Source organism: Rhodococcus sp. ARC_M5 (assembly GCF_022810405.1).
In the GTDB taxonomy this organism is placed as follows: Bacteria; Actinomycetota; Actinomycetes; order Mycobacteriales; family Mycobacteriaceae; genus Rhodococcoides; species Rhodococcoides navarretei.
The window spans coordinates 307189-330143 of the sequence record NZ_JALGQE010000004.1; the positions used below are offsets into that span (position 1 = coordinate 307189).

At 66.6% G+C, this 22955-nt stretch carries 15 protein-coding genes; 8 read left to right on the forward strand and 7 right to left on the reverse strand.

Annotated elements, in window-relative coordinates:
* Positions 1–2: 2 nt before the first annotated feature.
* Positions 3–4250 carry an alpha-(1->3)-arabinofuranosyltransferase gene (locus MTX34_RS08975; protein WP_243609156.1) on the forward strand — a complete coding sequence of 1416 codons (4248 nt, stop codon included), beginning with the start codon at positions 3–5 and terminating at the stop codon, positions 4248–4250.
* On the opposite strand, the gene MTX34_RS08980 is transcribed toward MTX34_RS08975, so the two are convergent.
* Complete coding sequence (locus MTX34_RS08980; protein WP_243609157.1) at positions 4228–5376, reverse strand: acyltransferase; 1149 nt, start codon at positions 5374–5376, stop codon at positions 4228–4230. The two genes, MTX34_RS08975 and MTX34_RS08980, sit on opposite strands and share 23 nt — an antisense overlap.
* Positions 5377–5542: 166 nt before the next feature.
* Between MTX34_RS08980 and MTX34_RS08985 the strand changes: the two genes are divergently transcribed.
* Positions 5543–6676, forward strand: a complete 1134-nt coding sequence (locus MTX34_RS08985) for a DUF3068 domain-containing protein (RefSeq protein WP_243609158.1) — start codon at positions 5543–5545, stop codon at positions 6674–6676.
* Positions 6677–6912: 236 nt separating this feature from the next.
* On the opposite strand, the gene MTX34_RS08990 is transcribed toward MTX34_RS08985, so the two are convergent.
* Positions 6913–8127: a polysaccharide biosynthesis protein gene (locus tag MTX34_RS08990; RefSeq protein ID WP_243609159.1), complete on the reverse strand. Its 1215-nt coding sequence runs from the start codon at positions 8125–8127 to the stop codon at positions 6913–6915.
* A 25-nt stretch (positions 8128–8152) separates the two neighbouring features.
* Here MTX34_RS08990 and MTX34_RS08995 point away from each other — a divergent pair, with 25 nt between their 5' ends.
* Positions 8153–9889, forward strand: coding sequence for a hypothetical protein (locus MTX34_RS08995; protein WP_243609160.1), 1737 nt, complete (start codon positions 8153–8155; stop codon positions 9887–9889).
* Here the strand turns inward: MTX34_RS08995 and MTX34_RS09000 are convergent.
* Positions 9836–11056, reverse strand: coding sequence for a glycosyltransferase family 4 protein (locus MTX34_RS09000; RefSeq protein ID WP_243609216.1), 1221 nt, complete (start codon positions 11054–11056; stop codon positions 9836–9838). The genes MTX34_RS08995 and MTX34_RS09000 overlap by 54 nt on opposite strands.
* 82 nt (positions 11057–11138) lie before the next feature.
* On the opposite strand from MTX34_RS09000, the gene MTX34_RS09005 reads away from it, so the two are divergent.
* Complete coding sequence (locus tag MTX34_RS09005) at positions 11139–11912, forward strand: class I SAM-dependent methyltransferase (protein WP_243609161.1); 774 nt, start codon at positions 11139–11141, stop codon at positions 11910–11912.
* 146 nt (positions 11913–12058) lie between these two features.
* Positions 12059–12937: an ROK family protein gene (locus MTX34_RS09010; protein ID WP_243609162.1), complete on the forward strand. Its 879-nt coding sequence runs from the start codon at positions 12059–12061 to the stop codon at positions 12935–12937.
* Between the two features lie 65 nt (positions 12938–13002).
* Here the strand turns inward: MTX34_RS09010 and MTX34_RS09015 are convergent, their stop codons facing one another.
* From MTX34_RS09015 to MTX34_RS09030, 4 genes are all read right to left on the reverse strand, one after another.
* A complete protein-coding gene (locus tag MTX34_RS09015) occupies positions 13003–14832 on the reverse strand; it encodes a phosphoenolpyruvate carboxykinase (GTP) (RefSeq protein ID WP_243609163.1) in 1830 nt (609 codons plus the stop codon).
* A gap of 309 nt (positions 14833–15141) precedes the next feature.
* Positions 15142–15447: a DUF6802 family protein gene (locus MTX34_RS09020; protein ID WP_243609164.1), complete on the reverse strand. Its 306-nt coding sequence runs from the start codon at positions 15445–15447 to the stop codon at positions 15142–15144.
* Between the two features lie 37 nt (positions 15448–15484).
* Positions 15485–17020 (reverse strand): hypothetical protein, encoded by a 1536-nt coding sequence (locus tag MTX34_RS09025; protein ID WP_243609165.1) that lies wholly within the window; start codon positions 17018–17020, stop codon positions 15485–15487.
* Positions 17017–18048, reverse strand: a complete 1032-nt coding sequence (locus tag MTX34_RS09030) for a hypothetical protein (RefSeq protein WP_243609166.1) — start codon at positions 18046–18048, stop codon at positions 17017–17019. The genes MTX34_RS09025 and MTX34_RS09030 overlap by 4 nt, the downstream gene beginning before the upstream one ends.
* Positions 18049–18256: 208 nt before the next feature.
* Here MTX34_RS09030 and trmB point away from each other — a divergent pair, with 208 nt between their 5' ends.
* The 3 genes from trmB to MTX34_RS09045 are packed head-to-tail and all read left to right on the forward strand — an operon-like array spanning position 18257 to position 22839.
* The gene (gene trmB / locus MTX34_RS09035) at positions 18257–19015 is read left to right on the forward strand and encodes a tRNA (guanosine(46)-N7)-methyltransferase TrmB (protein WP_243595222.1); all 759 of its coding nucleotides are present in this window, start codon (positions 18257–18259) and stop codon (positions 19013–19015) included.
* A 14-nt stretch (positions 19016–19029) separates the two neighbouring features.
* On the forward strand, positions 19030–19716 hold the full coding sequence (locus tag MTX34_RS09040) for an NYN domain-containing protein (RefSeq protein WP_243609217.1): 687 nt from the start codon (positions 19030–19032) through the stop codon (positions 19714–19716).
* Positions 19717–22839, forward strand: coding sequence for an MMPL family transporter (locus MTX34_RS09045; RefSeq protein ID WP_243609167.1), 3123 nt, complete (start codon positions 19717–19719; stop codon positions 22837–22839). It begins immediately after the preceding gene.
* Positions 22840–22955: the final 116 nt, after the last annotated feature.

A 22955-nucleotide genomic window follows, 5' to 3' on the forward strand; every position in this document is an offset into this window, starting at 1 on the left:
CGATGATCTCGGCCGAGTCGCTCGGCCGTAAGTGGCTTCTCGGCGTCTCGATTCTGGCGTTCCTCCTCACCTTTCTGCAGGTCCCCGGCTTCACCGTCGCCGACACCAAGTACGACCTGGCTCAGAACCCGCTCGGATTTCTCGAGCGCGCCTCCCATCAATGGAACAGTGCAGCGCCGCTCGGCCAGGTACAGAACCAGGCCTACGGCTACTTCTTCCCGCACGGCGCGTTCTTCGCCGGCGGGGATCTACTGTCGATCCCGCCGTGGATCACGCAACGAATCTGGTGGGCGCTGCTGCTCATCGCCGGTTTCTGGGGAATCGTCCGGCTCGCCGAAGCCCTCGGTATCGGCAGCCGCAGCTCCCGGCTGATCGCAGCGACGGCGTTCGTTCTCTCGCCCCGAGTCATCACCACCCTCGCGTCGATCTCCTCGGAGACGATGCCGATGATGCTGGCACCGTGGGTGCTGATCCCGATAGTGCGGTGTCTGAACACCGAGTCCGTGAAACAGGCGCTCTGGCGACCGGCTGCACAGTCGGCGCTGGCAGTGGCGTTGATGGGCGCAGTCAATGCCGTGGCCACTGCCGCCGCCGTTCTGGTGGCCGTGATCTGGATGCTGACGCATCGACCGAACAGGCGTTGGTTCGTCTTCGCTGGTTGGTGGACGGGCTTCCTGGTACTCGCGACGCTGTGGTGGATCGTTCCACTGCTGTTGCTGGGGAAGGTATCGCCACCGTTTCTCGACTACATCGAATCGTCCGGCACCACCACGCAGTGGACGTCGCTGACCGAGGTACTGCGCGGCACCGGCAGTTGGACGCCGTTCGTCTCTCCCGAGCGAGTGGCCGGAGCCGTTCTGGTGACTCAGCCCGCCGCAGTCATCGCGACGGGCCTGATCGCGGCGGCTGGAATCGCGGGCCTGGCGATGCGCTCGATGCCCGCACGCGGCCGGTTGACGATCATGCTGTTCGTCGGACTCGTCGGTCTCGGTGCCGGGTTCGTCGGCGATCTGGACGGTCCGTTCGCAGCCACTGTCCGATTGTTCCTCGATTCCGCAGGCGCACCGCTGCGCAACATCCACAAGCTCGAACCGGTCATTCGAATCCCGTTGGTGCTGGGCCTGGCTCACCTGTTGGCGCGAGTTCCGCTCCCGGGCTCCGCTCCACGGACCCAGTGGCGCGAGGCCGTCGCGCATCCCGAGAAACACCCGATGGTGGCCGTGACCGCGTTGGTCCTCGTGGCCTTGACGCTGTCCACCTCGTTGGCGTGGACGGGCAAGCTCGCGCCGCGCGGCGCATACGAGGCCGTTCCGCAGTACTGGCACGACGCCGCCGACTGGCTCACCGACAATGCCTCGGGGTCGAGCTCCGACGGGTCCGACGCCCAGCGAGCACTGATCGTGCCCGGCGCGCCGTTCGCCCTGCAGACCTGGGGCCTGACCCGCGACGAACCACTGCAGGCTCTGGCCACCACGCCCTGGGCCGTGCGCGACGCCGTGCCGCTCACCCCGCCGGGTGCCATCCGCGCACTGGACTCCGTGCAACGACTCTTTGCCGACGGACGGCCGTCGGCCGGATTGGCCGATACCCTTCTGGGACAGGGCATCAGCTACGTCGTGGTGCGCAACGACCTCGATCCCGAGGACTCCCGATCCACCCGTCCGGCATCGGTGCACCAGGTGCTCGACGGTTCGCCGGGACTCGAGAAGGTGGCCGAATTCGGTGAGGACGTGTCTCCCGGTGAGGTCGACGGCGTCGTTCTCGACGGTGATCTGCGCCCTCCCTATCCGGCTGTGGAGATCTATTCTGTGGGCGATGCGGCAGACATTCCCGCGTCCGGTCCCTACACCGTCGACCTCGATCGCGTCCCCGTGATCCAGGGTGGCCCGGAGTCGATTCTGCGCTCGAACGAATTGCGGAACAGCGGGATTCGCACTCCCGTGCCGGCCGGGCCGACACTGCTGGCGTCGGACGCGGCTGCCGCCGGCATACCCGTCGACTCGGTGACGGTGACCGACACCCCGATGAATCGCGAGACCGACTTCGGCCAGGTCGACAATCACAACTCTGCGCTGCGAGCCGCCGACGAGCCGCGACGTTCGCTCAACGAGGTGTCCGACTACCCGGTGTACGGGGCGAAGACGGTGAACGCCGAGTGGGAGGGCGCAACTCTGACGGCGTCGAGTTCGGCCTCGGACGCCACGCAGATCGGCGGCAGCGCCCCCGGCAGCGGTGTCGCCGCCGCGGTGGACGGTGACCTGGCCACCGGCTGGATCAGCAACGGCATCGAACGTGCTGTGGGGCAATGGCTTCAACTGGACTTCGATACCCCGGTACGCGGCGGGTTGCTGCACATGCGCACCAGCCCGGGGACGATCGGCGACCCGGTGAAGTGGGTGGAGATCACCACCCCGAACGGGTCGACGGCGGCGCGCGTCGACGAGCCGGGTGAGCCGATGACGGTGTCGCTGCCGGGCGGCGAGACTCCGTGGCTGCGCATCACCGCGAAGTCGACGGTCGACGGAACCCGGGGCAGCCAGTTCGGCATCAGCGAGGTCTCGGTGGACGACTACTCCGACCGGGACAACCCGTTGCCGGTACCGATCGTGCACCGCGCGGTGCTGCCCGAGACTCCGGCCGGAGCGAGCGTCGACGCCTGGGAACTGGGCCAGGAATTCCCGGGCCGCTCGGGGTGCCTCGACACCGAGGATCGAATCCGGTGCAGCAGTGGACTGTCCAAGTCGCCCGAGGAACTGGGGCGCTTCTCCCGCACGATCGACGTGCCGATGGGCACCGCGGTCATTCCCGACCTGACGGTGCGGACCCGTCAGTCTCCCGAGCTCGAAGCTCTATTGGCACAACCGGGTCGACCGTTGGCCCGCGGGGCGTCGGACGTCGCCGACCTGCACGGCTCGGCGTTCGCCGCCACCGACGGTGATCCGCGCACATCGTGGACCGCGCCGGAGAAGTCGATCACCGATCGAGCCGGCACCAACCCCACCCTGACCATCGAATTACCGGCTCCCACACTGGTGGACGGGCTCGAACTCACCCCCAGCCTCGGTGAACTTCCGGCACACCCCACCCGGGTCGCCGTCAACCTCGGCAACGGCCCGATGGTGCGCGACGTCGACACCGACGGCTCGACGACCCTCGAGCTGGCACCGTACGTGACCGACAGGATCGTGTTGTCGATCGTGGACTGGGACGGCGTCCTGGACCGAAACTCGTTGGGCTTCATTCAGTCTCAACCACCGGGTTTTGCCGAAGTGACGCCGCTGTCTTCTGGCGAACCGATCGGCGCACCGTACGACGGCGATCGCGTGATCACGGTGGACTGCTTCAACGGTCCCATCGTCTCCATTACCGGGCAGACGGTGCGCACGTCGGTGACCGCTACCGCCGACCGATTTCGTTCCGGCGAGCCCATGAAGGCCTCGGTGTGCGACGCCGATATCCCGGTCGACGAGAACTTCGTCAACCCGGTCTCGTTACCCGAGGGACGCCAGGACATCGTGGTGCAGCCGGGAGCGTCGTTCTTCGTCGACGGTATTCGATTGCGCACCATGCCCATTCCGGCGCAGTGGCCGACGAGCTCGGCGCCGCAGGCCGCGAGAACCACCGCCTGGAGCCCCGATCACCGCGAGGTGACGCTCACCTCCACGACGGAGGATCGCTTGCTCGTCATTCCGGAAAGCAACAACAGCGGTTGGCGCGCAACCACTCCCGGTGGCGTCGAACTGTCCCCGGTAGTGGTCGACGGGTGGCAGCAGGCCTGGATCGTTCCGGCCGGGGCGTCGGGCACGATCTCGTTGGATTTCGCCACCGATCGTTGGTACCGACTCGGCATCTTCGGTGGGCTGCTGCTACTGATCCCGCTGTTCTTCGCGGCGCTGCGTCGGCCGCGTACTGCGCCGGATGTCGGTCCGCCGCCGCGGCCGTGGCAGAGCGTTCCGGCCGCAGTAGCGGCGTTGCTCGGAGCCACGATCGTGTTGGCCGGGATCACCGGTGCTGCCGCGGTGGCCGTGATCGGTGTCGGCGCGGTGGTTCTGGACCGCCGCTACGGTCCCGCGCTCTCGTCGCGCGTGTTGGTTTCCACGGCAGGTGGATTCACTCTGCTGGCTCCAGCGCTGCTCTCGCTGGGTCCGTGGCGCTCTCCGGACGGGTACGTCGGCGGGTCCTACTGGGTGCAGCTGGCCGCGCTGATCGGAATCGTCGCGTTGGCGATCAGTGCGATACGGAAGCCGTGACCGCTTTCTTGCGGGATGCGAGGCGTCGTCGAGCAGGGTCTTCCACCAGCGCGTAGCTCGCCGCTGCCACCGGAATCGACAGTGCGAGAGTCACCGGCAACACGAACCACATCCCGCCCGAGAAGGGGACGATGCCGAATACCGGGAACACGACGGCGAGCACAGCCAGATGCCAGATGAACAACCCGTACGACCAGCGGCCCAGCGTCAGCATCACCGGATGCTCGAGGAAGCGATGCCGGCGACCGTCCTCGGCGAGAATCAGCGGGGCAAGCATCGCGAAGGCCAGTATCGCGCCGAGCAGGATCTTGATCTCGAACTGCCAGGCCGCCGGACGCACCAGCCCCTGCGGACCCGCCAGAGGAGTCGCCGACACGGCGAACGCGGCAACCGCGATGGACGACATGACGAATCGACGACGAGCCAACCGATGCACCCAGGTCGGTGGCCCCACCGAGATCTCGGCGAGCAGCATCCCAGCCGCGAACCACGGGAAGTAGCCGGGGAGCCAGTTGTCGTGGTGAATGCCGTCGGGGGTCGACACCGGAACGAACGCCCACGACAGCGTCAGCACCGCAGCACCCAGAATGACCGGGATACGGCGGGCGGCGGCCGCACCGCGCAGGCGCACCATCAGCCACGCGAACACCGGCAGCAGAAGGTAGAAAGCGAGCTCGACCGACAGCGACCACATCTGCGTCAAGCCCTGGGTCAGGGTCAACGGCACGAACACCTGAGTGAACGACAGGTTCGCCAGCCACACGCGGTAGTCACCGCCGGCATCGGGAAGAAACATCAGGATCAATGTCACGCCGACCAAGTAACCGGGCAGAATCCTCGCGAACCGCGAACGGAAATAGCGGCCGAGCGGCTGGGCACTCCCATGACCGCGGGCTGCCGCCGCGTGCGGACGCCACAGCAGGAATCCCGACAGCGAGAAGAAGATCGCCACAGTCAGGTCGAACCTTCCCCAGATATGACCCAGGATCGGCGACGTCGCGCCACCGGTCTGAAAGGCCACGTGGGTGACGACGATTCCGATGCACGCGACGGCACGCATCCCCTCGAGTGACGGTACGAACCCACGAAGCGGGACAACGCTTGCCGAACGGGTCTGGGTGCTCATGGTGGTCTCAAGTGTGCCGTGTCGAACCGGCGCAGACGAGACCGGTGCCACTGTCGACTGTTACTGTCACCTGCGACGTGTCGTACTAAAACGGGCATCGGGTCGGGGCGAACGTGTTTTCCGCCCACGGTGTCTTCCATGAAGCGGTCAACTAAGGAGATTCAGCATGGCGGAGCGCTCAGGGCCGAGCCGGATACTTGCCCTCGTACTCATCGGCTTGGGCGCGTTCCTGGTGGTTGCCGCCATCCTCATTCCCACGTACACGGTGTCGGCGCTGGAGAAGACGCCGTTGGACCTCGAGGTCACCACCGTCTCCACGGGTGAGGGCAGCGTGCTGAATGCGAGTTCCCTCGCAGCCGGTCGCGCCGTCGTGGACCAGAACGTTCCGCTCGTCTCGCAGCGATTCGTCACCGTCGAGGAGCCCTCCGACGCCGACATCATGACCCTGCAGGCCGGCCAGACTCTGCGTCGCAGCGACAAGCAGGCCGATACCGGACTGCTGACCGCAAGCGTCGACCGCGTCACCATCGACCGCAAGACCTCGATGCCCGTCGAGAACCCGATCGGCACCATTCAGGTGGCAGGCGACGCGCCCGCCGAGGAAGTTGCCCACACCGGACTGCAGTACAAGTTCCCGTTCAACGCGGAGCAGAAGAGCTACCCGTACTTCGACGTCAATGCGCGCGCGACCAAGGACATCGATTTCGTCGAGGCAACCGAGCTCAACGGAACGCCGGTGTACCAGTACCAGCAGACCGTCGGCCCGGTCGACCTGTCGACCGTGGTCAACCTGCCCACCAACAAGGTGACTCTGCCCGCCGACACCTGGGGTGTCGAGGGTGGAGCCGAACCGGTCACGATGACTCGCTGGTACGAGAACACCCGCACCCTGTGGGTCGAGCCCGAGACCGGCGTCGTCGTCAAGGGTGAAGAGCAGATCCACCAGTACTACGCACGCGAAGCAGACCAGCCCGAGGTCGACGTCCTCAATGCTCCGATCACGTTCGACGAGAACACGGTCGAGTACCAGATCCAGCAGGCCAAGGACGGCCAGGATCAGCTCTCGCTCTTCGGCCGCACCGTCCCGATCGTCGCCGGCATCCTCGGCGTCATCTCGCTGATCGCCGGAGTGTTCCTGCTCCTGCGCGGCGGAAACGGTGGACACCGTCAGCCTGCACGGGCCGACAACGCGCCGCGACCGAACCCCGCAGGCGGAGCAGCACCCGCACCGTCCAGCAACCGCGACTGGACGACGGATCGCACGGAAGAGATTCCGAGGACGAACCTCAACAAGGAGTAGATGCGCTCCGCGCAGTGGCGTGGTTGAGTGCCCGTGAGGGCACACAACCACGCCACTCGTCTATGTGGAGACGGGACCCAACTCAGCAATGCTCCCCGAATCGGTGCGGTCACGTTGGCCGGGTCTCGTAGTCGACAGGCTTGCTCGAACCCGATTACGCCAGATCATTGGTGCAGGACTTCACCGCCGCGGCCGAAGGTATTTCGAGCCGACAAGAGGAAGTGTGAACAGGTTCGTCAGACCCCCTGGCGATCCACGCGGTTTCCCCACAACACCAGCCCGCACACCACCACCATCGTCACCGCGGCGGTAACTGCGGCGACGACGACGAACTGCGCGAGTGTCGACGCCACGAACAGCAACAGCAACACCTCCGCGGCGAGGGCGAACCAGGCGACGAAGGCAAGATGAGTGCGCTCACCCGCGATGGCCCACAGCAACGCGCTCTGCAGCACGGCCAGGCACGCGCCCTGCAGCACGAACAGCCAGACATAGTTCTGCACACCGGAATACGTATCGCCCACTACCACCGGCAACAGCGGAGACGCCACTGCACCGCCGATCACCAGGACCGTGCCCAGCCCCGCGACGACGGCCAGCGCCGATCGCACCGCGGAGGCAGAATGCAGCGGGTTCGCCATCCGCGGATACAGCACAACGCCGACGGCCTGCGGCAACCAGAACGCTGCCTTGGACGCAACGGCCCCGACGGCGTACAGCCCGGCCTCGTTGGAGCTGAGCAGCGTGCGCGCCAGCACCAGATCCAGCGCGGACATCGCGATCAACACCAACTGCACCTGCGACGCCTGCAGCACGGCCAGAACGGTCACCTTGGTTTCCGACACCGAGTCCACCGGCACCCCGGCCGTCCACCGCGCGCCGAGCGCCACCACGCCTATACCCGCCGCCGTGGCCAACAGAACCGAACCGGGGCCACCGCCGAGCAGCAACACCAACACGGCCGGGGCCACCTTGCCGACACCGGCCGCGGCCAGCACGACGCTCAGAGCTCCGAAGCGCCCACGTCCCTGCAGCAAGCCCTGTTCGGCGGCCAGCAGAACCAGCACCGGCGCAGCGACGACCGCCGATACGGTCGCCGCCATCGAGATGTCCATGGCCGCTGACAGTGCGGGGGCCAGCGCCAGAGCGAGTACCCCCACCACCGCCGCACACCGATACCCCACGGTTCGCAGTTCACGAGAACTGCGACCGCGCACCACTTCACGCGCAACAACGGACTGCAACGCCAGCGCCGGAACCGCGAGAACCAGTTGCGCAGCAAGCAAACTCGCGAATTCGCCGTAGCCCTCGACCCCGAGCATCCGGCTCGCCAGAACCTGCAGCAGGTACGCCGCCACATTCGCGAACATCGAACCGGCCGTCACCATCCCCATGCCGGCGACCGACGCACCCGCCGTGGGGTCTGCCTCGGACGAGGCGCGGAAAGACATGAGCCCACGGTATAGGGTGCCGAACATGGCGCGGTCGAGGTCGAGGTGGACGCCCCCGCTCTACAGCCTGCTCCTCTCGGTGGTGATTCTCGGACCGCTGCTCGGCCCCGGCTATCTCCTGCTGCGCGACGCCGTCAGCACACCCCGTTCCTACTTCACCGACTCCGCCTGGGGAATCGCCGACGCCGCCGCACGCGCCGTGCCGCAGGACGCCGCGATCGCAGCACTGTCGACGGTGTTCGACGGTGGCCTGGTGGTCAAGGCCATTCTGCTGCTGGCCCTGTGGCTGACCGGATGGGGCGCAGCGGTCATGGCACGGACGGTGCTGCCGACAGCCCCACTGCCCGCGCTGATCGTGGCTTCGACGGTGGCCGTGTGGAACCCGTACGTCGCCGAGCGGCTACTGCAGGGACACTGGAGCCTGCTCGTCGGATACGCCGCCCTGCCGTGGACCGTGGTCGCTGCACTCGCGGTCAGGCAGGGCCGTTCCTGGTGGGCGCTCGCCGTCTGCCTCGCTGCCGCCGGACTCACCCCCACCGGCGCGCTGCTCGCCGCAACCATCGCCCTGGTCGTCCTCGCCCTCCCCGGGGGTGCCCGACGCGGCCTGCGCGTGGTCGGAGCCCTCGGGCTGGCGGCGGTGGCGTCGGCACCGTGGCTGGCGGCGACGGCGGTGTCCGGCAATGGCGTCGAGCAGGCAGATCCGGCGGGTTGGGCGGCGTTCGCGGCGCGGGCCGAGCCCGGCCTCGGCACCCTCGGCAGCCTCGCCGGTCTCGGTGGAATCTGGAATTCCGATGCTGTACCCGGTTCTCGGACAGGCATTTTCGCGCTCATGGGCACGGTGCTGCTGCTGACCGTCGTCGCGTTCGGTGTGCGGCCGCTGATCAGGCGTCGAAGAAATCCGGTGATCGTGGGACTCGGTGTCGTCGCCCTGCTTGCCATCGCCGTCCCTGCGCTGGCAGCGACGGGACCTGGGTTGGCGATGGCCCGCGCACTGGGTGAGACCGTTCCCGGTGCCGGGTTGCTCCGCGACTCCCAGAAGTGGGTCGCGCTGGCGATGCCGATCTATGCGTTGGCCGCCGCCGCTGCATTTTCTCCCCGACGTCGACCGAATCCGGTGCAACCAACCGCGCTGAGCGCGGTCCAGCGCACCCGATTCGGCAGCGCCGTTGCCGTAGTGGCCCTGCTGATCGCGCTACCCGACCTGGCCTGGGGCGTCGGGAACTCGCTCAGGCCCGTGACGTACCCGGCATCCTGGCAGGCGGTCGCAATTGAATTGGACGGCGCAGCAGGCGATGTCGCGGTGCTACCGGCCGGGATGTTCCGCCGTTTCCCCTACAGCGGCACTGCGCCCGTCCTCGACCCCGCGCCGCGCATGCTGCCACTGGACGTACTGCAGACCGGCGAGCTAATCGTCGCAGGCGGCACGGTACGGGGTGAGGGAGAACGCGCGACCGAGGTCCAAAACTCCGTGCTCGCGGGTGAATCCGCAGACACGATTGCCCGGATGGGCGTCGGCTGGGTACTGGTGGAGAACACCACCCCCGGCGAACTCGGCGAATCCGCGCGAACGCTGAATCCCCTCGACATCGTGTACTCGGACGAGCAGCTCACGCTCTACCGCGTGCCGAATCCGATGATCGTCGAGAGCCGTCCTGCAACAGTGGTCGTCGCGGCCCACCTTGCGTGGGCGCTTCTGCTTCTCGGGGGCCTAGCGGTAGGACTGCTGGGCCGAATCCGAGTGCGGCGCACCCACCAGCCCTGACGACCAGGTTCCACGCGTCGTCGCGTCGAGCACCGAGTAGACACCTTCTGCGCACTGCTCCCAGGAAAATTCCGCCGCACGCACTCGCGCCTTCTCCCCCAGGCGAGTTCGGGCGTCCGCGTCCTGCAGCAGTTCCGAGACGGCAACGGTCAGACCGGAGACGTCCCGGTCCTCTTCACCATCCGACAACCCGCCCACCAGAACACCGGTGACGCCGTCGATGATGGAATCGGTGAGCCCCTTGGAACTCCGGTAGCCGACGGTCGGCACGCCGTGCTGAGCTGCCTCGACGACTGCGAGACCCCAGCCCTCCTTGCGGGAGGGCATGACGTGCACCCACGACCGACCGAGCAGCGCGTGTTTGCGGCCCTCGTCGACATGGCCGTGGAAGGTGACGTACTGCTCGATGCCCAGTTCGCTCACGTAGTCGCGGAGGTTCTGCTCCCACCAGCCGCCACCGATGACGTCGAGGTGGATCTCGGGGATCAGACCGCGCAGCGCGGCGACGACGTCGAGCGCGTCCTCGATCTGCTTGTGCGGAACCAACCGGGACAGCACGGTCAGCGACGGGTGGGCGGTGCGGGTGCTGTCGTCCCCCTCGGGGATCGACGGCGGGATCTCGTCGGCTCCGTTGCGCACCACGGCGATGCGCTCGCGATCGACGCCGAGCGCGACCAATTCGTCTGCGGACGGCAACGACACGGTCAGGTACTGGTTGCGGCGGTGGACCCTCGGCGACACGGTCGATTCGAGCCACCAGCCGAGCTTGGCCATCATCGGCCCCGCGACCGGCCACTGCTCACGGTGGCAGTGGTGCACCAGCAACGTGACCGGAACGCCGAGCGCCGCACGGGAGAAGAAGGGAATGCCGTTCTGGGTGTCGATCACCGCGTCGGGTGCAATCCCCTTGAGCGGTCCGAATCCGAGCCGCCCGGCTGCGATGGCCGCCAGCGCTCGCGGGTATACCGACAGGCGTCCGCCGCCGCGACTGATGCGCATGCCGTCGACGATCTCCTCGGCGGGAGCTCCGGGATACGACGCCGTCCTCAGCGTGACGCGGACACCGCGCCGAGCCAGACCTGCACCCACCTGCTCGAGGTAACGCTCGCTGCCGCCGCCCTGCGGGTGCCCGGTATCGCGCCAGCACAGCAACAGAACCTCGCGCACAGCTCGCTTCACCCAATTTCCGCATGCTCGTCTCGACCGCCGTCGATTACCGCTGCCACAGTAACCGCTAGGGTTCGTTTTCGTGACTTCCGCCGTGACACGTCTGTTCGCCTCTCGCGCGACACTGCGCCGCTCGGTGAGTCTGCTGAAGGACTTCGGCCACGAACAGAGCGCTCCCGACATCTTCTACGGCGCACTGGCCCGCGATTCCGTGGAGCTGATCGGCGATCTGTATCGGGGCCTGACCGGCACCGACATGTCGGCGGCGACGGTGTTGGACGTCGGCGGCGGGCCAGGATATTTCGCCGAGGTCTTCGGTGCGAGCTGCCAGCGCTACCTGCCCGTCGAGCCCGATGCGTCGGAGATGCACGCGGCGGGTCTGCAGATTCCAGGTTCGGTGCGTGGCTCCGGGATGGCACTACCGTTCCGTGACGACAGCGTCGACATCTGCTTCTCCTCGAATGTCGCCGAGCACGTCCGCGAGCCGTGGACCATGGCCGAGGAGATGCTGCGGGTCACCAAGCCGGGCGGGTTGATGGTGCTGTCGTACACCATCTGGTTCGGTCCGTTCGGTGGTCACGAGACCCGGCCCTGGCATTACCTCGGTGGCGAATACGCGGCCCGCCGCTACACCCGCACCACCGGTCACGAGCCGAAGAACCGATTCGGTGAATCACTGTTCGACATCAGCGCGGCAGACGGATTACGTTGGGCGCGAAGCACTCCCAACGCGACCCTCCTGGCCGCGTTCCCGCGCTACCATCCCCGATGGGCCTGGTGGATGATGCGAGTTCCGGTACTCCGCGAGTTCCTCGGCAGCAACCTCGTCCTGGTCCTCAAACCAAAAACGGCTTGAATGGGTCGTTCCGCAGGCTCCACTCCCGCCTAACCCAGGTCGTTCCGCAGGCTCCACTCCCGCCTAACCCAGGTCGTTCCGCAGGCTCCACTCCCGCCTAACCCAGGTCGTTCCGCAGGCTCCACTCCCGCGACTAGCCTGGAACGATGACGGCACTCGCGCTCGACATCGGCGGCACCAAGATGACGGCGGCACTCGTCGGCGAGGACGGTCGGCCGCAGAACCCGGTGACGGTGCCGACGCCCGAGTCCGGGGTATGGCCGGCATGCGCTTCGTTGCTTCGGAAGATCGCTCCTGGACAGCACATCGATCGCATCGGCGTCGCCTGCTCCGGTCCGGTGAATCTCGAAACCGGTTCGGTCGCACCGATCAACATCGCCGAGTGGAAAGACGGCTTCGGTCTGCGCGAGCACATCGCCGAGGTCTTTCCCGAAGCCGACATCCACCTCGCGATGGACGGCAGTGCAGCGGCACTCGGTGAGCATCGGTTCGGTGCCGCCGTGGGTGTGCCGGACGTGCTGAGTCTGGTGGTGTCGACCGGCATCGGCGGCGGGTTGGTACTGGGCGGGAAGATCGTCGCCGGTGCCAGCGGCAACGCCGGCCACATCGGCCACATCGTCGTTCCCGGTTCGACGACGCCCTGCGCATGCGGCGGAATCGGGTGCGTGGAAACAGTCTCGAGTGGGCCGTCGGCGGTGCGGTGGGCGCGCGAGCTGGGTTGGACCGGCAGCACCGGAACCGAACTGGCCGCCGATGCCGCCGCCGGGGAGCCGATCGCCATCACCTCGTTGCAGCGCGCAGGCGTGGCACTGGGTCAGGCGATCGCGTCGGCCGTCGCCCTGGTCGACGTACGCATGGTGGTGATCGGTGGTGGCTTCGCTCAGGCCGGCCCGCCGCTGTGGAATCCGATCCAGGAGTCGATCGCATTGCACGCCCGGTTGAAATTCCTCGACGGCCTACAGGTGGTGCCCGCTGCGCTGGGTGGCCTCGGCACCCTGGCCGGGGCGGCCGCACTCACTGCCTGACCGCCATACCCACACAGCCAGAACGGGGCCCACCCCTCGGTGAGCCCCGTTCTGTGTCGTGAATACTACGCGCCCAGGCGCTGCTTGAGGGCGTCGAACTCGTCCTGAATTCCGGTGGGGAGCTTCTCGCCGACGAAGTCGAACCACTCCTGGATCAGCGGGATTTCGGCCTTCCACTCGTCGGAGTTCACCGCGAGTGCCTCGGCCACGTCCTCGACCGTTGTGTCGAGTCCGTCGATGTCGAGTGCCTCGGCGGTGGGGACCACACCGATCGGCGTCTCGATGCCGGCGGCCTTGTGCTCGATGCGCTCGACGATCCACTTGAGCACGCGAGAGTTCTCACCGAATCCGGGCCACAGGAAGCGCTTGTCGTCGCCGCGACGGAACCAGTTGACGTAGAACACCTTCGGCAACTTGGACTCGTCGGCGTTCTTGCCGAGGTCGATCCAGTGCTGGAAGTAGTCGCCCACGTTGTAGCCGAGGAACGGCAGCATGGCCATCGGGTCGCGTCGGACGGTTCCGACGGTGCCCTCGGCGGCAGCGGTCTGCTCGGAGCCGACGGTGGCTCCCATGAACACTCCGTGCTGCCAGTCGCGGGCCTCGGTCACCAGCGGAACGGTGGTCTTGCGACGTCCACCGAAGAGGATCGCCGAGATCGGCACACCCTTGGGGTCGTCCCACTCGGGAGCCATCGACGGGCACTGCGCCATCGGCACGCAGTAACGCGAGTTCGGGTGCGCGGCATCGGTTCCGGACTCGGGCGTCCAGTCGTTGCCCTTCCAGTCGATGAGGTGATCGGGCTTGCCTTCGAGGCCTTCCCACCACACGTCACCATCGTCGGTCATGCCGACGTTGGTGAACACCGAGTTGCCCTGGTCGATGGTCTTCATCGCGTTGGGGTTCGAGTCCCAGTTGGTACCCGGCGCGACGCCGAAGAAGCCGTACTCGGGGTTGACGGCGTAGAGACGGCCGTCCTCACCGAAGCGCATCCACGCGATGTCGTCGCCGATGGTCTCGGCGCGCCAGCCCGGAATGGTCGGCTGAATCATCGCGAGGTTGGTCTTGCCGCAGGCGGACGGGAACGCCGCCGCGATGTAGTACGCCTTGTCCTCGGGCGAGATCAGCTTGAGGATCAGCATGTGCTCGGCCAGCCAGCCCTCGTCGTGGGCCATTGCCGACGCGATACGCAGCGAGTAGCACTTCTTGCCCAGCAGTGCGTTGCCGCCGTAGCCGGATCCGTAGCTCCAGATCTCGCGGTCCTCGGGGAAGTGCGTGATGTATTTGGTGTCGTTGCACGGCCACGGCACATCGGCCTGGCCCTCGGCGAGCGGAGCTCCCAGCGAGTGCAGTGCCTTGACGTAGAACCCGTCGTCGCCGATCTTGTCGAGTGCAGCCTGGCCCATCCGCGTCATCACGCGCATCGAGACGACGACGTACTCGGAGTCGGTGAGCTCGACGCCCAACTTGGGGTCGGCCGCGTCGAGCGGGCCCATGCAGAACGGCACGACGTACATGGTGCGTCCGCGCATGCAGCCGCGGTAGAGATCGGACATGAGCGTCCGCATCTCGGACGGTTCCATCCAGTTGTTGGTGGGACCGGCGTCGATTTCTTGCTTGGAGCAGATGTACGTGCGCGACTCGACGCGAGCGACGTCCGACGGATCGGAGTTGCCGAGGAACGAGTTGGGCTTCTTCTCGTCGTTGAGACGAGTGAAGGTGCCGGCCTCGACCAGCTTGCCGGTCAGACGCTCCCATTCGGCGTCGGATCCGTCAGCGAACACCACGGAATCCGGTTCGGTCAGTTCGGCTACCTGAGCAACCCAGGCAAGCAGTTCTTTGTGTCGCGTCGGCACGTTGTCGGTGCCGCTCAAACCGGGAATGGTGGCTGAGGTCATCTAACTCTCCTGGGGTGAGCCGGAACCGGGAAGTACTCGCACGATCACTGTGGGCAAGCATGCGCGAGCAGCTCTCGGTTTTCCCCTCTCGGCGGGGCGCTGCTCGACCGTTCGAGCTGCAGTACACCATCGTAACGGGTACAGCAAGCCGAGGGTCGAGCGCCGGGTGTCCTGCTGTTCAGGTTAACGCCGAGCGACGTGAATCCGGAAACAGGGTGTTGTCCGATTGGTCACAGGACCGATTCAGATAGGGAAAGATCGGCGCAAGAAGCCTTTCACCAGCGGTAACGCAGTGGCCGGACCGAGGCGCTACAGCTCGCCCGATTCGGTCAATTCGCCCCGCCCGATACCGTTCGCTTCTCGAAAAATCTCCCACGATCGGTACCGCCCGTCACGTCCGAAGGCGGTGAACTTGTCCGTCACACCGTCCCCGTCGACGTCGGTCGCCACCGTCATGCCGACATCGGTACGCCGTACGGTGGTCTCGTAGTGACCGTCGCCGTCGAGGTCGAAGAGGCCCGACGAATCCATGGGCGCATCGGCGTCGTCGAGATCGTCGGGTTCCACTGCTTCCGTGAGGAAACCCCCTGCTGCGAAGCCATCCACGTCGATCATCGACGCTCCTCATCTCGAGACGAACCCGACACTGCACCTACTGACTCCGACGCACCGGCAGCGCCGACGGTTCCCCACGAGTGGGAGAAAGTTGGACCGGATCCCGGAGGTCGAACGCACTGCGGTCGGGTCCGCGGAATCGCTCGAGCCCCCGATCGAGTGCAGTGAGATCGCGATCGCATGCAGACAGCAGCGCCGATCGGTGGTCGGCGAGCCGACGCAACTCGGCGTCCACCTCGGCGAGAGCGACGTCGATGCGGACCACCGCGTCCCGGTCCGCCATCGCAACGGCGGACGCGAGTGCCGACTCCGCATCGAGAATCCGGGAGAGCAACCGTTGTTCCACCGCGGACTTCACCCGGGCCAGGCTTTCCTGCGTCCAGCCGCGTAGATGGGCGCGATCGGCCACCAGCGCCCGCGAGCGGGTGATCCACCAGGCGAGCACACCACCGAGAACGAGGGTGACCACGGTGTTGGCAACGGCCCAGGCAGGCACCAGAGCCATCGGAGACACGACCAGCCGCCCGAGACCTACCCCCGCCGATGCGCCGACCACGACCATGACGGCGTCCTCGATCCCCCGACGCCGGGACGGCTCGCCGATGTCGACCGGGGCGTCCGCAGCACTCGAGTCCACCTGCATCGGCGGGAGGCCGAGATCGGTTTCCACGGCCCGCAATCCGGCGGTCAGAGCCGACTCGGCTCGACGCTGCGCACCGCGCGCGGACTCGGCGACATGCGCGGGGAGGTGCTTCAGTTCTGCGCGCCTGGCTCCGTCGACAGTCTTCCTGACCTCGACGCCCAGCGCGCGAAGGTCCTCGGCGGCAGCGTGCAGGGATTCCACTCGAGCCCGTTGAATTCTATTGTGCAGCAGCGCCCGTCGGTCACCCCCTGAATTGTCCCGTTCGCCGACGAGCTCGGCTCGCCGCGCACGGAGCGGAGCCGTGTCGACACCACCGGTCACGTCGCGTGCCCTCGCCACGATCGACGCTCGTGCTGCCGACACGCAGCCCTGCACTGCCGCAGCATATTTGCGCCGCGATCCGAGAGCCGTGGCCTGTAGCAGAAGCGCGCCGAGCCGGTCCTCGACGGCACCGAGACCCGATTCGGCGTACATCCCGGCGTCACCGCTCTCGCGACCCGTCCGCGCCAACCGAACCGAGATCGGGTGGACCGTGCACTCCACCGACCGTGGGACACACTCGGCGACGACGTCGCTGTCGGCGGAGACGACCTCACGCCACTGTCGATGCACGTCGATCTTGTTCACCACGAACACGACCGGCGTGGATTCGAGGGCGGCGCGCCATTGCTCGATCTCCACGCGACCGACCGGAGCCGACGCGTCGACCACGATCATGACGACAGCGGCATCGGCCATCGAGTCCGTGAATTCGACTGCGGCACCGCCCGGTAAGGACAGCTCACGGCGCAGTGCGGACTTGCCCGATCCTGCAGTGCCGGTGAGGTGAACCCCTGCAGGTCGACTGACCCTCGCTCGTTCGATCTCGTCGAGTGCAGTCGAATTCCAGCGCCGTAGAACGCTGGTCATGTCTTCCGGCAGTGGCGTCATCGATGCAGAATCCGCACGTAGCCGCGACACAGCGCAAGCGCCGAACGACGTTCGTCGGAGCTGCCGGATGCGGCCGCACGCTGCTGCCACAGCGCCACCTGCTCCACTACGTCCCGCTCCGAACCGGTCTCGATCGACACCCTCAGACGCACTGCTGCGCACCGCATCTCGGCAGCAACGGCCTCATCCGAGGCAAGATACGACTCGACAGCGCTTCGTACCTGCCGATGCCCGGCGGAGATCTGCTGCAACGCGGTGTGCAGCTCGCCGTCACGGGAGGCCGCCGCCGAGGACACGGCGGTCGCCACTGCCGTGATCATGGCATCGACACCGGTGGCATCGGCCAGAACTCGCATCGCGTCGCTGTCGGAGATCGCGGTGTGCCGGCGAACCACGTCGACGAGCAACGCAAGACCGCGCAGCTCGACACACTCGATCAGCGCTTCTCGCCGACGCGGCGACACGGCGATGTCGGCAGCGCGAAACCTGTCGACCGTCATCATGTCGGCCGGGCGCAGGTCGGCTGCCGCGACGGCCCGCACGTCGGCCATGTCCACAGTCGCACCGGTGCCGCCAACACCCCGCAGTCCCGCCGCGGTGGATCCCATCACCGGCAGAACTGTCCGCCCCAGCTGCTCCGAAGCCGTCGCGGCTGCTGCCGAGGGATCGTCGAGTGTGTCCGCCTTCGTCAGCACGACGACCGTTCCGTCCAGGGCACCCCTCGGTCGAGAGCTCAGGAATGCAGTGTCGACCGGCGACACCGCGCCCGCTAGGACGTGGACGAGCACCTCTCCCGCACTGCTGTCCGTTCTGCCCTCGTGTATTCGCAGTTCGAGGCCGTCCGCGTCGAGTTGCACCGAATCGAGAACGGAGACGATCGGGGACTTCCCGACGCCGGCTCGGCCGGTCACTCGCACGATCATCGGCTGCAGGCGATCGTGCAGGGCGGTCTCGACGGCCTCACGTGCATCGCTCGTCGCAGCACGATCACGCAATCGGTTCACACAGGCTTCGGCGGCATCCGTCATCGATTCCCCCAAGAACGATCCGCCGCCCACTTCGGATCGCGGCGCACAGCCCCCTGCTGCGGCACCGATTCTGGCACACGAGTTCGGTTCCGGGCCGCCCGGCGAGAATTGCACCGTTGTAATTCGATCGGCCCGCACTGCCGCTGATCAGGGACGGGACAGCAAGTCTCAACTTCAACTCGAGACCCACCTGTCACACCCCCCGTCGATGCGCGACAATGGTCCGGTGAACGAGCCTCAGGACACCTCTGTCGACACCGAGGAGAACGCCGCGCAGACCCACCAACGGGGCTCACGGCTGTACCCCCGCGTGACGAGTTTCCGCTCCAGGCGTGGGGCTCTGACCGAAGCTCAACAGACCACGTGGGACAACCTGTGGCCGCGCATCGGCCGCGACGTCGCCGACGAGCAGATCGACGTCGACGCCTGGTTCGGGCGCAGCGGTCCGGCAATTCTCGAGATCGGCTCGGGTACGGGCACTGCCACCACGGCGATGGCGTCGGCCGAGCCGCACGTCAACCTCATGGCCGTCGAGGTCTATCGGCCCGGTCTGGCGCAGACACTGCAGCAGATCGAAAGAGAAGGCATCGAGAACGTTCGGTTGCTGCGCGGTGACGCGATGGACGTGCTCGAGAACATGCTGTCCTCGGAATCGTTGACCGGCGTGCGCGTCTTCTTTCCCGACCCGTGGCCCAAGGTTCGCCACCACAAGCGTCGGCTGCTGCAGGGACCGACGTTCGCGATGATCGCGGATCGACTGAAGCCCGGCGGCGTTCTGCACGTGGCCACCGATCATGCCGAATACGCTGAGTGGATTGCCGAGGCCGGGAACGCCGAGCCCGGTTTGACCGTTCTCGATTGGGAATCGCCCATGACACACGAGCGGCCGGTGACCAAGTTCGAGGGCAAGGCACAGCAGGTCGGCAGCTCGGTGACGGAATTGATCTGGGGAAAGAAGACAGCATGAGCGTCAGTACGGACATGCCCGACACCGTGGTCGACCCCTCCGAACTCGGCGCGATCGGTGAATCGCGCCACAGCAAACGCGTCCTGCTGGTCTGGGACGCACCCAACCTGGACATGGGTCTCGGTGCAATTCTGGGTGGCCGCCCCACCGCCGCGTACCGCCCACGCTTCGATGCACTGGGCCGATGGCTGCTCAGCCGCACCGCCGAACTCTCCACCTCCGGCACCGCGACACTCGAGCCCGAGGCGACGGTGTTCACCAACATCGCCCCCGGCAGCGCCGATGTCGTCCGACCCTGGGTCGAAGCATTGCGTAACGTGGGCTTTGCGGTGTTCGCCAAGCCCAAGGTCGACGAGGACAGTGACGTCGACGCGGACATGCTCGACCACATCGACTTCCGCAACCGTGACGGCGGTCTCGCCGGTGTCATGGTTGCGTCCGCCGACGGTCAGGCGTTCAAAGGGCCGTTGGAGGCCATCGCAGCGACCGGAGTGCCCGTACAGGTACTGGGATTCCGGGAGCACGCAAGCTGGGCTGTCACGTCCGACATCCTGGAGTTCCTCGACCTGGAGGACATCCCGGGCGTCTTCCGTGAGCCACTGCCTCGGGTGAGTCTGGACTCGCTTCCCAACGAAGGTGCGTGGCTGCAGCCCTTCCGACCGCTGTCCGCCCTGCTCGTCGGGCGCCAAGGAGTTTCTTAAGTGTTCGCCAGATGGGGAGACATCGTCTACCGCCTGCGGTACACCGTTATCGGTGTCATGGTGGCCGGACTGCTGGGCTTCGCTGCCTACGGTCTCGATCTCAACAGCCATCTCAGTCAGAGTGGTTGGGACGATCCGACCTCGGAGTCGGCTCAGGCTGCCCGTCTGGCGGACACCACGTTCGGTCGCGACAAGCAGGGTGACGTCATCCTGCTCTACACCGCACCCGAGGGATCGACGATCGACGACCCCGAGTTCCAGTCCGAGATCGTCGCCAATCTCGACTCGCTCGCCGCCGACCACCCCGACCAGATCGAGAAGGTCAACGGCAGCTACTTCCGCACGGCCACTGCTCCGAACCTCGCCGCACTCGGCACCGCGGACAAGCAACACGCCATTGCCAGCGTCGCCATCGCCGGTGCCAACGACACCGAGCTGACCAACAACTTCCAAGCCGTCAAGGACGTCTTCTACATCGACGGCGTCGACGTGCAGGTGACCGGACTGCAAGCCGTGGCTGGCGCTCTGCAGTCGACGATGGCCGGAGACATCCAGCGGATGGAGCTACTCGCCATCCCGGCCGTCGCGGTGCTGCTGTTCTTCATCTTCGGTGGTGTCGTCGCGGCCGCCCTCCCCCTGATCATCGGCGGTCTGACAGTCGTCGGTGCCAACGGCATCGTGAAGGTGTTCACCAACTTCACCGAGGTCAACTCCTTCGTCGCGCCCGTGGTCTCGCTCGTCGGCCTTGGCTTGGCGATCGACTACGGGTTGTTCATCGTCTCGAGATTCCGAGAAGAACTGGGTGACGGCTATTCGACGCCACAGGCCGTGCGCCGCACGGTCATGACGGCCGGTCGCACCGTGGTGTTCTCCGCGACGATGATCGTCGCGTCCCTCGGCGGCCTGCTGCTGTTCCCGCAGGGCTTCCTGAAGTCGGTGGCCTACGGCTCCATTGCCACCGTCGCACTGGCCGCTCTGACGGCCATCACGATTCTGCCCGCGATGCTCGCCATCCTGGGACCCCGCGTCGACGCGCTCGGTCTGAAGTTCATGCGCAAGACCAAATCGAGCGAAGAGATCGAGAACGGCATGTGGGGCCGCCTGACCCGCTGGGTGATGCGCAACCCCGTCAAGGTGACCGTCCCGATCGTGCTCGGCCTGGTGCTCCTGACGCTTCCCGTCGGCAACATCAAGTTCGGCGGCATCAACGAGACCTATCTCCCTCCCGACAACGTCACCCGAGAAGCGCAGGGCGAGTTCGATTCGCTCTTCCCCGGCCAGCGGACCGAACCCATCAAGTTGGTCATCGAGAACGCGCAGGGCCCCACGCTCGCGGCGATCACCACTCAGGCGAACAATGCTCCCGGCCTGGTCGAGCCGTTCTCGCCGGTCGGTGCCAGCAAGGACGGCATCATCGTCTTCAAGGCCGGACTGGTCGATCGCAACGACTCCAAGCCCGCCATCGACTTCCTCCGCAGCATCGACGTGCCCGAGGGAGCGACAATGCTCGTCGGCGGTACACCTGCCATCGAGCAGGACTCGATCAGTGCGCTCATCGACAAGCTCCCGTTGATGGCCGTTCTGGTGGTCTTCATCGTGACGCTGCTGATGTTCCTGACGTTCGGATCGTTGGTGTTGCCGATCAAGGCGGTGCTCATGACCGTCCTCGGTCTCGGTGCCACCATGGGCATCCTGACGTGGATATTCATCGACGGCAACGGTGCGGGGCTGATGAACTTCACCCCTGGGCCGATCATGGCCCCGGTGTTGGTGCTGATCATCTCGATTGTGTTCGGGTTGTCCACCGACTACGAGGTCTTCCTGCTCTCCCGCATGGTCGAGGCTCGCGAAAAGGGTGCCAGCACAAGCGAAGCCATCCGCATCGGAACCTCGCATACCGGACGCATCATCACCGCCGCCGCCCTGATCCTCATCGTCGTCACCGGGGCGTTCGCGTTCTCCGATCTGGTGATGATGAAGTACATCGCCTACGGCATGATCGCGGCCCTGATCATCGACGCCACCCTCATCCGTATGTTCCTCGTGCCCGCCACGATGAAACTGCTCGGCGACGACTGCTGGTGGGCCCCCCAGTGGATGAAGCGAATCCAGCAGAAGCTCGGACTGGGCGAGACCATCCTCGAGGACGAGCTGCTCCCCATCGAAAACGTGCCCGAGCTCGCCCTCGCGGGGGGTGCACCGTCGAGTACCGTCGCGCCGCCGATGCGTCCGGCACCGCGTCGCAGCGAGCCGCTCACCGAGCCCATTCCAGTGGTCGCACCGCACGGTGCCGGTCCGATCAGGGCGACCCACGCCGCGAAAGAGGAATCGCGACGGAGTGTGACGGGACGCCCCGCGACACCGCCGGAGCCGACGCATGGCCCCGCTACACCTCCGGCCTCGACTCCCGACCAGGTTCAGGAAGCTCCGCAGCAACGATCGACTCCTCGACCTGCCCCGAGCCAGCCGGTACGGCCGCGACCGATCGCCGAACCGGAACCCACTCAGGCCGCCGAGGTCGTTCGGCCCGCTCCCCCGGTCAACCCGGTGGCGGCTCCCCCGACAGCTCAGCCGCCCCGCGCGCCGAGCACACCGCCGAGCCGCACCCGTCCCGCTCGCACACCTCGCGCCGAGGAACCGGATTCGCGCTCCATCGAGAGTTGGCTCGCCGACCTGCGAGCACCGAGCGCGTCACCGCCGTCGAGCGCACCACGCAACGGTTCCAAGGCCAATGGTTCGACCGCCAATGGTTCGAGTCACAACGGTCACGGCGAGAACGGCTCGGCCGCGAACGGCACTGCATCCAACGGCACTGCATCCAACGGCTCTGCACCCCATGGTTCTGCCCGGAACGACCACGGCAGCAACGGCTCCGAGCACAACCGTGCCGACAGCAACGGCAATGCCGGATCCGCGCGGAACGGCACGGAGCACACGGATATCGACCGCAATGGCACCGACCGCGACAGCACCAGCGGAACCGCGTCGGGCGAGTCGAACACGCGGTCGGGACGTCGGGCCGCACCGTCCACCGAGGGCGGTGACAGCGGTCGCCATCGCGGCGGCGAGAACGGGCACGTACTGAGCGTCAGCGAATTGCTTGCGCGCGAACGCAACCGCTGAGAGCACTGACGCGCAGGCTGCACTCCTGCCTCGATAGTCGTTACGCAAGCTACACTCCTGCCTGACAGCGGGGGTCGACGTTTCATTCGCGTGGCGGCGGTAGTCGCGCGCTTTCG

Excerpts from the sequence above, each read along its gene's own strand:
- MTX34_RS09020 (WP_243609164.1), bottom strand. The coding sequence starts at position 15,447 with ATGATCGACGTGGATGGCTTCGCAGCAGGGGGTTTCCTCACGGAAGCA.
- MTX34_RS08975 (WP_243609156.1), top strand. The coding sequence starts at position 3 with ATGATCTCGGCCGAGTCGCTCGGCCGTAAGTGGCTTCTCGGCGTCTCG.
- MTX34_RS09015 (WP_243609163.1), bottom strand. The coding sequence starts at position 14,832 with ATGACCTCAGCCACCATTCCCGGTTTGAGCGGCACCGACAACGTGCCG.
- MTX34_RS09025 (WP_243609165.1), bottom strand. The coding sequence starts at position 17,020 with ATGACGCCACTGCCGGAAGACATGACCAGCGTTCTACGGCGCTGGAAT.
- MTX34_RS08990 (WP_243609159.1), bottom strand. The coding sequence starts at position 8,127 with ATGTCTTTCCGCGCCTCGTCCGAGGCAGACCCCACGGCGGGTGCGTCG.
- MTX34_RS08985 (WP_243609158.1), top strand. The coding sequence starts at position 5,543 with ATGGCGGAGCGCTCAGGGCCGAGCCGGATACTTGCCCTCGTACTCATC.
- MTX34_RS09040 (WP_243609217.1), top strand. The coding sequence starts at position 19,030 with ATGCCCGACACCGTGGTCGACCCCTCCGAACTCGGCGCGATCGGTGAA.
- trmB (WP_243595222.1), top strand. The coding sequence starts at position 18,257 with ATGCGCGACAATGGTCCGGTGAACGAGCCTCAGGACACCTCTGTCGAC.
- MTX34_RS09030 (WP_243609166.1), bottom strand. The coding sequence starts at position 18,048 with ATGACGGATGCCGCCGAAGCCTGTGTGAACCGATTGCGTGATCGTGCT.
- MTX34_RS09010 (WP_243609162.1), top strand. The coding sequence starts at position 12,059 with ATGACGGCACTCGCGCTCGACATCGGCGGCACCAAGATGACGGCGGCA.
- MTX34_RS08980 (WP_243609157.1), bottom strand. The coding sequence starts at position 5,376 with ATGAGCACCCAGACCCGTTCGGCAAGCGTTGTCCCGCTTCGTGGGTTC.
- MTX34_RS08995 (WP_243609160.1), top strand. The coding sequence starts at position 8,153 with ATGGCGCGGTCGAGGTCGAGGTGGACGCCCCCGCTCTACAGCCTGCTC.